Below are 11,342 nucleotides of genomic sequence, written 5' to 3'. Positions count from 1 at the left end.
ATCCTGAGCCAGGATCAAACTCTCAAATAAAAGTTTAACGGGCTCAGATACTGTTATATATCTGGCTTTGTTTGTTTGGTTTGTTTCAAATTCTATAAATTAACCTACTGTTTAATTTTCAAAGTTCATTTTTTCAACTTCCTTAGTTTACCAAAACATTATTGTTTTGTCAACTATTTTCTGTTGTTTATTTTTTGTTGTTTGCCCTTTTCTTAAGGACAAGTAATAATATACTATATAATTAACAGTAGGTCAATACTTTTTTAAATATTTTTTTCATATTCTTTTCTCAGCTTCTCTACAATCTTTTTCTCTAGCCTAGAAACAGTCATTTGAGATATATCTAACTCTTTTGCTATTGTAGATTGTGTCTTATCCAAAAAGAATCTATCTTTAAATATTTTCACTTCTAATTTATTTAGATTTTCCATAAATTTATTTATGAAGTCTTTTTGTTCTATATTTCCAAAACTACTTTCTTCTTGTCCCATTTTATCCATAAGTGTTATGTCTTTATCTCCTGAGTCATCATTACTAGATGAATCTAGTGATATTGGCTGATAACCATAAGATGCTTCCATAGCTTCTAAAACGTCTTCTTCTGTACATCCTATATATTCTGCAATATCCTTTACTTTAGGATGTTTCTTTTGTTCCTGTTCTAATATAAGCTTCGCTTCACTTATTTTTTTACTTAATTCTTGGACACGTCTAGGTACTCTTAGCGTCCAAACTTTATCTCTAAAGTATTTTTTTATTTCACCTATTATAGTAGGAGTTGCAAAACTTGAGAATTCGTATCCTTTTGATATATCATATCTATCTATTGCATATATTAGTGCTAATGAAGCTACCTGGTATATATCTTCAAACTCAACACCTTTATTTATATACTTCTTAGCTAGCAAGTTTACTAAATATAGATGTTTTTCAATAAGAATATTTCTAAGTTCTTTATTATCCTTATCCTTACTATATATTTTAAATAGCTCTTTCGTATCCATATCTAGGTAATTTGTAGCATTAGCTACATTCTTCATTAAATATCAACTCCTAAATATTTAGTCATTTTTATTGTAGTCCCTTGGTTATCTTTTGATTCTATACTTACCTCATCCATTAATGTTTGTATTATAAATAAACCTAATCCACTCTCTTTAGGATTGTTTAAATCCGGTTGAGGTATAGATTCTATGTCATATCCTTTACCTTTATCCTGAATTTCTATAGTTATTCCATCTTCTAATATTTTAAATGCTATATATAATACATCATCATCACTATGTTTTATAGCATTTGTACAAGCTTCTGATACTGCTACCTTCATATCTTCTATATCATCCATTGAAAAACCAATTTTATTAGCAATTCCTGAAGTAGTTAATCTTATAATACCTACATACTCAGGATTTGAAGTTATCTCCATTTTTATTGTCTCACAAGTCAAAGCCTATCCCTCCACTTTAAATATTTTATCTAGACCTGTTATAGTAAAAATCTTTTTAACATTGCTTTTAGGATTTATAATATATATTTCCTTATCACTAATTTTTAATTTTTTTAAAACTCCTATCATAACACCTAACCCTGTTGAATCTATGTAATCTAAATTAGTAAGATTTATTTTCATATCTACTATTTCTTTTTCTACTAACTTGTGTAAATGTTCTTTTAATTTATCTGCTGTTGAGACATCTAATTCCCCTTCTAAAACAACATCCCAAAAACTATTTTGAGCATCTAACTTTGAATTTATGTTTATTGACATTTATATACCTCCTTAAGTATCTAATTATCTTTTTATAAATTTAAATATCTTTGTTATGCTAGTAATTTTATTTACAACATCTAATATTTCATCTGTATTTCTTGTAATTGAAGCTACATTTTCTATAGTTTCATGTATATATCTTTCGTTATAATCAACTATTTTATAAGCCTTTTCAACAACTTTAGTTGCACTGTATAATAATTTACTTATATATATTGCTACAATCAATGCTGATGCACCTACTAAAATAGCCCCTATTTGCCATCCTATTGCATCCATTAATTATTCTCCCCTTCTTCATCAAAACTTCTACTTATAACTATTTCTTCTTCACATATATTTATGTCTTCATCCATAAAATTATCATCTATCATGTTATTTATCTTTTCTTTTACTCCATCAAATGTTTCTTGTAGAACTTCTTTAGGGTTTTCTTTAACTTCTTCTATTTTTTCCTTAGCTTCTCTTCTTAGTTCAGACCCTTTCTTTGGAGCAAACAATAAACCAGCTATAAATCCTAAAAGTATACCTAATAATAGGTTTTTACCCTTTTTTTTACTCATAATACATTCTCCTCTCATATATTTTTTTATGTATTGAATTATGCAAAAAGAATAGGATATAATCCTATTCTTCTTCTATATTTATTTTAGCAATAGAAACTACATTAACTTCATCGTTAGTTTTCATTAACTTAACTCCACTTGTAACTCTTCCAAATAATGATATTTCATTAACTCTTAATCTAATAAGAACTCCATCTGAGTTAATTATCATCATTTCGTCATCTTCATTTACCATTTCTGCTCCAACAAGTTTTCCTGTCTTTTCAGCTATATTATAAGTTTTTATGCCTTTTCCAGCTCTAATTTGGCTTCTGTACTCTTCTATATCCGTTCTTTTTCCAAATCCATTTTCACTAACTACTAATACATACTTACCTTCATCACAAAGGTTCATAGATACTACTTTATCATCTTTTGATAAACTTATACCCTTAACGCCCATTGCTGTTCTACCCATGTGTCTTATGTCGTTTTCGTCAAATCTTATAGACATTCCACCTTTAGTTACTAAAAGTACATCCTTATTTCCATCAGTAAGCTTAACATCTATAAGTTCATCATCTTCTCTTAATCCTATAGCTATAAGACCAGATTTATTGATATTTTTAAATTCTTCACGCTTAGTCTTTTTAACTATACCATTCTTAGTTGCTAATAATAAGTATTTGTTTTCATCAGTTCCATCTATTGGAATTAATGTTGCAATTTTTTCATCAGGTCCTAATTGAAGTAAGTTTACTATAGCAGTTCCTTTAGCTTGTCTCTTTCCTTCAGGTATATCATATGCATTTAATCTAAATACTCTACCTTTATTTGTGAAGAACAATAATCTACTATGAGTAGTCGTACTTACAAGATGTCTTACGAAGTCTTCTTCTCTTGTTGTAAGAGCAGATATACCTCTTCCACCTCTTTTTTGACTCTTATAAGTATCTGCAGGAAGTCTCTTTATATATCCAAAGTGAGTAAGAGTTATAGCTATTTCTTCATCACTAATAAGATCTCTCATGTCTATTTCGCCTTCTGCATGTGTTATTTCTGTTCTTCTTTCATCAGCATAATTTTCTTTTATTATAGACATTTCTTCTTTTATTACATTAAGAAGTAATCTCTCATTAGCTAGTATTTCTTTTAATCTATTTATCTTCTTGATTAATTCTTCATATTCCGCTTCTATTTTATCTCTTTCTAGACCTGTAAGTCTTTGAAGTCTCATGTCTAGTATCGCTTGTGCTTGAACATCAGTAAGCTTGAATTGTTCTATTAATCCAATTTTAGCTTCTTGACCTGTTTTAGATCCTCTTATTAAACGTATAACTGCATCTATATTATCAAGAGCAATTTTTAAACCTTCTAATATATGAGCTCTAGCTTCTGCTTTGTTTAATTCAAACTTAGTACGTCTAGTTACAACATCTTTTTGATGTTGTACATAATGATATAGCATTTGCTTAAGATTTAATACTTTAGGTTGTCCGTTAACTAATGCAAGCATTATTATACTAAATGTATCTTCCATTTGAGAATGCTTATATAAATTATTTAATACTATGTTTGCATTTGCATCTCTCTTAAGTTCTATAACTATTCTCATACCATTTCTATTACTTTCATCTCTAAGATCAGATATTCCCTCTAATCTTTTTTCTTTAACTAATTCAGCTATTCTTTCAACTAATTTAGCTTTATTTACTTGGTATGGTATTTCTGTAATTATTATTTGTTGTCTTCCTTTTGCTAATTCTTCTATATAAGCTTTTGCTCTAACCTTAACTTTTCCTCTTCCAGTTCTATATGCATCAGCAATATTTTCTTTTCCCATTATTATTGCTGAAGTAGGAAAATCTGGACCTTTTATAAACTGAGTTAAATCTTCAATAGTACAATCTTCATTATCTATTAAATGTATAGTCGCATCTATTACCTCTCCTAAGTTATGAGGTGGTATTGAAGTTGCCATCCCAACTGCTATACCATTAGATCCATTTACTAAAAGGTTTGGATATCTAGCTGGTAATACAGTAGGTTCTTTTAAAGATTCATCGAAGTTTGGTGTATAGTCAACCGTTTCTTTATCTATATCTCTTAATAATTCAAGAGATAATTTACTCATTCTAGCTTCAGTATAACGCATTGCGGCTGGTGAATCACCATCGACTGAACCGAAGTTACCGTGTCCATCAACTAAAAGCCCTCTAGTTGAAAAATCTTGAGCCATTCTTACCATTGCTAAGTAAACTGCACTATCTCCATGTGGGTGATACTTCCCTAAAACGTCCCCAACAATACGGGCAGACTTTCTATATGGTTTATCTGGAGTTAAATTTAATTCACTCATTGAGTATAATATTCTTCTATGAACTGGTTTTAACCCATCTCTTACATCAGGAAGAGCTCTTCCGGCTATAACACTCATTGCATAGTCAATATAAGACTTCTTCATTTCATCTGCTATTTCAATAGGGAGTATTCTATTATTTTCTTCCATTGATACTCATCCCCTTTCTATATATCTAAGTTTCTAACGTATATTGCGTTTTCTTCTATAAACTCTTTTCTTGGTGCAACTTTATCACCCATAAGCATTGAGAATACCTCATCTGCCATAGCTGCATCTTCTATAGATACTTGTAATAATGTTCTAGTTTCGGGATTCATAGTAGTTTCCCATAACTGCTCTGCATTCATTTCTCCAAGACCTTTGTATCTTTGAAGTTCTACACCATTTCTTCCTATTTCATCCAATAATGAGTTTAATTGTTCATCAGAGTAAACGTAATGCTCTTTCTTTTGTTTTTTAACTTTATATAATGGTGGCTGTGCTATATAAACATATCCATTATCTATAAGTGGTCTCATATATCTAAATAATAATGTTAAAAGTAATGTTCTTATATGAGCACCATCGACATCGGCATCGGTCATTATAACAATTTTATGATATCTTGCTTTCTCTAAGTCGAAATCATTACCAACACCACAACCATATGCTGTTATCATGTTTTTTATTTCTTCTGATGCTAATATTTTATCTAATCTAGATTTCTCTACATTAAGTATTTTACCTTTTAATGGCAATATTGCTTGTGAATGTCTATCTCTACCTTGTTTAGCAGATCCACCGGCAGAATCCCCTTCGACTAAGAATATTTCACTCTTAGAAGGATCTTTCTCAGCACAATCAGCTAATTTCCCTGGTAATGATGTACTTTCTAATACACTTTTTCTTCTTGTTAATTCTCTAGCTCTTTTTGCAGCTTCTCTAGCTCTTTGAGCTCTAAGTCCTTTATCAACTATTATTCTAGCTGTAGTTGGATTTTCTTCTAGGAATGATCCTAATTCTTCTACACTTATGCTATCTACTATTCCTCTCATCTCTGTATTACCTAGTTTAGTCTTCGTTTGACCTTCGAATTGAGGTTCTGGAAGCTTAACAGATACTACAGCAGTAAGACCTTCTCTTATGTCTTCTCCTAATAAATTAGGCTCACTATCTTTTAATAGTTTATTTCTTTTAGCATATTCATTTATTGTTTTTGTAATAGCAGACCTAAATCCTGCTAAATGAGTACCACCTTCATGAGTACTTATATTATTTGCAAAAGAATATATGTTCTCTGAATAGCCGTCAGTATACTGCATTGCTAATTCAACAACACAATCTTTTACTTTTTTATCTATATAAATTATATCTTCATGTATTCCAGTTCTAGCTTTATTTAGATATTTAACATATTCTACTAATCCACCAGTGTAATGAAATTCTTTTATTTTAGGACTTTCTTCTCTCTTATCTTCAAAAACTATTTTTATTCCTTTATTTAAGAAAGATAATTCTCTTAGCCTATGTTCTAAAGTTTCATACTTGAAATCTACTTCCTCAAATATTGTTGCATCAGGCATAAATTGAATTACTGTTCCTGTATGTTTAGCTTCGCCTACAATATCAAGTGTTGATGTTGATATACCCTTTTTATAAGTTTGTCTATATATATTTCCATTTCTATGAACTTCTGCAACTAACCATTCAGATAAAGCATTAACTACAGAAACCCCAACTCCATGAAGACCACCAGATACTTTGTATCCTCCTCCACCGAATTTTCCTCCTGCATGAAGTACTGTTAAAACTGTTTCTAAAGTTGATTTTCCTGTTTTTGGATGTACCTCTACAGGTATACCTCTTCCATTGTCTTTTACTAATATGCTTCCATCTCCATTTATAGCTACGTATATTTCTGAACAATAACCTTGTAATGCCTCATCTATACTATTGTCCACTACTTCATAAACTAAATGGTGTAAACCTCTAGGTCCAGTAGAACCTATATACATACCAGGCCTTTTTCTAACGGCTTCTAATCCTTCTAATACTTGTATCTGACTTGCACCGTATTCTTGTTTCATCTAGTTCCCTCCATTCTCTATGTTAATAACGCATCCTTGCTCAATATTGAAAATAGTCGTATTACTTTTATCAAATATATTTTTATGTGAAACTTCAGCTGTAGTTATAAACATTTGGACTACACTTAAGTTCTCTACCAATAGTTTTTGCCTTGTTTCGTCTAGTTCACTAAACACGTCATCTAAAATTAAAATTGGGTATTCTCCAACTTCAGTATTTATTAATTCTATTTCTGATAGTTTTAAAGAAATTGAAGCTGTTCTTTGCTGACCTTGTGATCCATATAATCTTACATCCAAATCATTTATAAAAATATTTAGGTCATCTTTATGTAATCCATACTTAGTTGTCCTAGTTTCTATATCATGTTCTCGATTTGATGCAAGTTTATCCAAAAATCTATTATATACAGTAATTGCAGTATCTTCATCACATATATTAATTTGATTTTTATATGTAATTAATAAGTTTTCAATGCCACCAGTTAACTTTTTATGCATATTTCTGGATACATCAGCTATTTTTTTTATGAAATCTCTTCTTAATATATAAATATAACTTCCGTATTGAGCTAAACTTTCATCATATACATCTAATAAAGCTTTATCTATATATTTACTTTTTAATAACTGATTTCGTTGAAATAGTATTTTATTATAACTTGTAAGATAGTTATAATACTTTGGCATAATTTGACTTATCTCCTTATCAATAAACGACCTACGTTCTTTGGGTCCCTCTTTAACAAGTCTTAAATCTTCTGGTGAAAATATTACAACATTTATATTTCCAAGCAATTCATGAATTTTTTGAATATGAATTTTATTTACTTTTATACCTTTTTTATTCTTGCCAATAGCTACCTCTATTAGACCATTAGTATGCTCTTTTGAGTAACTTCCGCCAACATACAAATTCTCACTCTCAAACTTTATAATCTCTTTGTCTTTATTCGTTCTAAATGATTTACCAAAAGATAGCATATATATAGATTCTACTATATTAGTCTTTCCTTGACCATTTTTTCCTACAAGAAGATTTACTTTTTTATTAAATTCAAGATGTAAGTTATCGTAATTTCTAAAATTTACTAACTGTAAACTATTTAGTCGCATAAAAGGCTCTCCTTTTTATACTACTTTTATTATGTTTCCTTCAACTTCTACTATATCTTGAGGTCTTAATTTTTTACCTCTTCTTGTTTCAACTTCACCATTTACTTTAACTAAACCTTCTAATATTAAAAATTTAGCATGTCCACCAGTTGAAGCAAGGTCTGCTAACTTAAGAAATTGATCTAATTTTATATATTCTGAATCTATAGTTACTTCCATCATAATTAATTCCTCCTTCTCTTATTTTACTTATTTTTACACTAATACATTAAAAATATATTATATCACAAATTTGCTGACAAGGGGGTGTATCAAAAAAAGAGAGTGCTTTGTATAATGATTTAATTAATCATTTTATGACACTCCCTTCGTCTATATTATATATTTGATGATATTCTTACTGGAAGTAATAAATATGTATACTTAACTCCATCAGCAGGTTTTATTATACACGGATTTACATTTGTAGTAAATTCTATAAAAATTTCTTCACTATCAATGTTTTTTAATCCTTCTAAGAAATATCTTGAGTTAAATGCTATATCTAAATAATCTCCTTCTAACTCTAAAGCTACTTCTTCGTATACATTTCCTTTATCTGTATTAGAAGTTATTGCCATAACATTGTCTCTTATTGATAATTTTATTAAATTATTTTTTTCTGATTGAGATAGCAATGAAGCTCTTTCAATACTATTTAAAAGTTCTTTTGTGTTTAATTTCACTTTAGAATTATGCTCTCTTGGGAGTAATTTTTTATAATCTATAAATTCACCTTCAAGAAGTCTTGTTATTATTTTTGTGTCATTTATTATAAATATTGCATTTTTTTCGTCAAATCCTACTTTGACATCTTCTTCTGATGATAATAAACTATTTACATCTGTTAATGATTTACCAGGTATTATAACTTTTTCATCATTTATCATATTATCAACTGTACAGCTTCTTACAGCTAATCTATATCCATCTATAGCAACTAAACTTATATCTCCATTGACTATTTCTAAAAGTTCTCCCATTAATACAGGTTTTGTTTGATCTTGTGATATAGCAAATACAGTTTGTTTTATCATATTTTTTAATAAATCTTGAGGTATATTGTATAAATCTTCTTTATTTACTTCTGGTAACTTAGGAAATTCTTTCGCAGAATCACCTTTTATTTTAAATCTTGAATTAACACAATTTATATAAACATTATTTTCATCATCAGTTTCTATTTCAACAAATGAATCTGGTAATTTTCTAATTATATCCCCAAAAAGTCTTGCATTTACGACAATTTCACCTTCTTGAATTACTTCTGCTTGTGTATAAGTTTCTATTCCTATTTCTAAATCATATCCAGTTAACTTTAATTGATCGTCTTTAGCTGATAATAATATACCCTTTAAAAGTTCTAATGTTGTTTTTCCGTTAATAGCTTTTTGAGAGATACCTATTTTATTAGCTAAAAGTTTTTGATTACAAATTATTTTCAATGTGGATAACCTCCTTGTGGCATTTATATAAAAAAATAATAAAAAATAATAGTAGTAATAGTAGTAGGTGTTGTTGATAATGTGCATAACCATATCAAACGAAATAAATGCAAAGATATCAACATGTGTATAAAATGTTAATATCTTTGTTAGTTTAAATATTATATTTTGTGAATAAATTTAAAGACAAAAAAATATAAACATTATACCAACACCATATCCACAGACAATTGTTTATAAATTATCCCTTTAAATCTGATATTATTTTGTCTATTTTCATCTTAATTTCTTCATTTACTTGTATATCTTTAATAATCTTATCGTGGGCATGAATAACCGTTGTATGATCACGTCCTCCAAATTCCTCTCCTATCTTAGGAAGAGATAAATCTGTAAGCTCACGAGATAAATACATAGCTATTTGTCTTGGATAAGCTATTGATCTAGTTCTTTTTTTAGAGTTGAAATCTTCCATTTTTAAATCAAATACAGAAGCTATTTTTTCTTTTATTCTATTTACTGTAATTTCTTCATTTTTAGAAGTAGTTATAATATCTTTTAATGCTTCTGCAGCAAGTTCAAAGGATATTGTTCTATTAGTAAGAGAAGAATAAGCTATTACTCTAGTAAGTGCACCTTCTAATTCTCTTATATTAGACTTTATATTCTTAGCAATATAAGTAGTTACTTCATTTGATACATCAATGTTTTCCATTTGAGCTTTTTTTCTAAGTATTGCTATTCTAGTTTCAAAATCAGGAGCTTGAATATCTGTTATAAGTCCCATTTCGAATCTAGATCTTAATCTATCTTCTAATGTAGGTATTTCTTTTGGTGGTCTATCACTAGAAATTATTATTTGTTTATTCGCCTCATGCAATGAGTTAAAAGTATGGAAGAACTCTTCTTGTGTTCTTTCTTTTCCAGCTATAAATTGAATATCATCTATTAGTAATATGTCTACATTTCTGTACTTATTTCTAAACTCTTCATTTCGATCATCTTTTATAGAGTTTATAAGTTCATTTGTAAATTTTTCTGAAGAAACATAAACAACTTTAGGATCTTTTTTTTGAGTCATTATATGATGACCTATTGCGTGCATTAAGTGTGTTTTTCCTAATCCAACACCTCCATATAAGAAAAGAGGATTATATGCTTTAGCTGGAGATTCAGCAACTGCAACACATGCAGCATGAGCAAATCTATTACTGTTGCCGATGACGAATGTATCAAAAGTATATTTAGGATTTAAATTAGGATAATTCTTTTTGATTGTAGCAGTTTTATTTTCTTCACTAAATCCTTCTACATCTTTTTCGCTTAAAACGAATTTAACATTATATTTTTTCAATGATAGCTGATTTACAGAGCTTTCTATTAGATTTAAGTATCTATCTTCTAAAATACCTTTAGTGAAATCATTAGGTACTAAAAGTATTAAATCACTCATGTATATTTTTAAAGGTACTATTTGTTTAAAAAAAGCATTAAAACTAGGTGGAGATAACTCACCTTTTATTAGTTGTAGTGTTTTGTCCCATAAAGAAACTATATCCATAATATAAACCTCCGAACAGAATAATTAACATTTTCCACAAAGTTATTAACAAAAAAGACAAAAAAATATATATATTTTATTTAATAACGAAACTTATGGATAATTATGTGGATAAAATACTAATAACACAAATTATTCTTAAAAAGTGAAATTATATAAACAATATGTATATAAAGTTATAAATAGTATCAAGATATAATAAATGTAGTTTATAACTAAAGTATTGTCACAATACTCAGAAGTTATGCACATTTATATCCACAGCTTGTGAATAACGTTAATAAGTTGATATTTTTTATGAACATTATCAACAAGTATATTAATAATATCAGAATAAAGGTCAAACTTCAAGATTTTATCCTTAATTTATCCACAATAATACATGCCTGTTGATAAATTAATACACAATAGGGATATGAATTGTTTGTAGAAAAGTA

Annotated in this window: 11 protein-coding genes; all 11 read right to left on the bottom strand. The window is 28.5% G+C overall.

Annotated elements, in window-relative coordinates:
- Positions 1–263 precede the first annotated feature (263 nt).
- The 11 genes from VLM92_RS15215 to dnaA all read right to left on the bottom strand — a co-directional run bounded on the left by VLM92_RS15215 (position 264) and on the right by dnaA (position 10,905).
- Positions 264–1,040 (bottom strand): SigB/SigF/SigG family RNA polymerase sigma factor, encoded by a 777-nt coding sequence (locus tag VLM92_RS15215; protein ID WP_325277168.1) that lies wholly within the window; start codon positions 1,038–1,040, stop codon positions 264–266.
- Entirely contained in the window at positions 1,040–1,426 is a 387-nt protein-coding gene (locus VLM92_RS15210) for an ATP-binding protein (RefSeq protein ID WP_422662682.1), read from the bottom strand. The genes VLM92_RS15215 and VLM92_RS15210 overlap by 1 nt, the downstream gene beginning before the upstream one ends.
- Before the next feature lie 24 nt (positions 1,427–1,450).
- The gene (locus VLM92_RS15205; protein ID WP_325277166.1) at positions 1,451–1,768 is read right to left on the bottom strand and encodes an STAS domain-containing protein; all 318 of its coding nucleotides are present in this window, start codon (positions 1,766–1,768) and stop codon (positions 1,451–1,453) included.
- 24 nt (positions 1,769–1,792) lie between these two features.
- Complete coding sequence (locus VLM92_RS15200) at positions 1,793–2,050, bottom strand: DUF948 domain-containing protein (RefSeq protein WP_325277165.1); 258 nt, start codon at positions 2,048–2,050, stop codon at positions 1,793–1,795.
- Complete coding sequence (locus VLM92_RS15195; RefSeq protein WP_325277164.1) at positions 2,050–2,334, bottom strand: YtxH domain-containing protein; 285 nt, start codon at positions 2,332–2,334, stop codon at positions 2,050–2,052. The genes VLM92_RS15200 and VLM92_RS15195 overlap by 1 nt, the downstream gene beginning before the upstream one ends.
- A gap of 64 nt (positions 2,335–2,398) precedes the next feature.
- Positions 2,399–4,825 carry a DNA gyrase subunit A gene (gene gyrA / locus VLM92_RS15190; protein ID WP_325277163.1) on the bottom strand — a complete coding sequence of 809 codons (2,427 nt, stop codon included), beginning with the start codon at positions 4,823–4,825 and terminating at the stop codon, positions 2,399–2,401.
- A 17-nt stretch (positions 4,826–4,842) separates the two neighbouring features.
- Positions 4,843–6,744 (bottom strand): DNA topoisomerase (ATP-hydrolyzing) subunit B, encoded by a 1,902-nt coding sequence (gene gyrB, locus VLM92_RS15185; RefSeq protein WP_325277162.1) that lies wholly within the window; start codon positions 6,742–6,744, stop codon positions 4,843–4,845.
- A complete protein-coding gene (gene recF, locus VLM92_RS15180; protein WP_325277161.1) occupies positions 6,745–7,860 on the bottom strand; it encodes a DNA replication/repair protein RecF in 1,116 nt (371 codons plus the stop codon). It abuts the gene before it with no gap.
- A 15-nt stretch (positions 7,861–7,875) separates the two neighbouring features.
- Positions 7,876–8,082 carry a S4 domain-containing protein YaaA gene (gene yaaA, locus VLM92_RS15175; protein ID WP_325277160.1) on the bottom strand — a complete coding sequence of 69 codons (207 nt, stop codon included), beginning with the start codon at positions 8,080–8,082 and terminating at the stop codon, positions 7,876–7,878.
- A gap of 155 nt (positions 8,083–8,237) precedes the next feature.
- On the bottom strand, positions 8,238–9,344 hold the full coding sequence (dnaN, locus tag VLM92_RS15170) for a DNA polymerase III subunit beta (RefSeq protein ID WP_325277159.1): 1,107 nt from the start codon (positions 9,342–9,344) through the stop codon (positions 8,238–8,240).
- 241 nt (positions 9,345–9,585) lie between these two features.
- Positions 9,586–10,905: a chromosomal replication initiator protein DnaA gene (gene dnaA / locus VLM92_RS15165; RefSeq protein ID WP_325277158.1), complete on the bottom strand. Its 1,320-nt coding sequence runs from the start codon at positions 10,903–10,905 to the stop codon at positions 9,586–9,588.
- Positions 10,906–11,342 lie beyond the last annotated feature (437 nt).

The sequence above is a fragment of the Romboutsia sp. genome, from assembly GCF_035470145.1.
In the GTDB taxonomy this organism is placed as follows: Bacteria; Bacillota; Clostridia; order Peptostreptococcales; family Peptostreptococcaceae; genus Romboutsia_D.
Note: the sequence above shows the minus strand (reverse complement) of the source record. Positions and strands in the feature narration are given on the sequence as shown.

Coding starts and splice junctions, on each gene's coding strand:
- VLM92_RS15215 (WP_325277168.1), bottom strand. CDS start 1,040: ATGAAGAATGTAGCTAATGCTACAAATTACCTAGATATGGATACGAAA.
- VLM92_RS15200 (WP_325277165.1), bottom strand. CDS start 2,050: ATGGATGCAATAGGATGGCAAATAGGGGCTATTTTAGTAGGTGCATCA.
- yaaA (WP_325277160.1), bottom strand. CDS start 8,082: ATGATGGAAGTAACTATAGATTCAGAATATATAAAATTAGATCAATTT.
- gyrA (WP_325277163.1), bottom strand. CDS start 4,825: ATGGAAGAAAATAATAGAATACTCCCTATTGAAATAGCAGATGAAATG.
- dnaA (WP_325277158.1), bottom strand. CDS start 10,905: ATGGATATAGTTTCTTTATGGGACAAAACACTACAACTAATAAAAGGT.
- VLM92_RS15205 (WP_325277166.1), bottom strand. CDS start 1,768: ATGTCAATAAACATAAATTCAAAGTTAGATGCTCAAAATAGTTTTTGG.
- VLM92_RS15195 (WP_325277164.1), bottom strand. CDS start 2,334: ATGAGTAAAAAAAAGGGTAAAAACCTATTATTAGGTATACTTTTAGGA.
- gyrB (WP_325277162.1), bottom strand. CDS start 6,744: ATGAAACAAGAATACGGTGCAAGTCAGATACAAGTATTAGAAGGATTA.
- VLM92_RS15210 (WP_422662682.1), bottom strand. CDS start 1,426: ATGGAGATAACTTCAAATCCTGAGTATGTAGGTATTATAAGATTAACT.
- recF (WP_325277161.1), bottom strand. CDS start 7,860: ATGCGACTAAATAGTTTACAGTTAGTAAATTTTAGAAATTACGATAAC.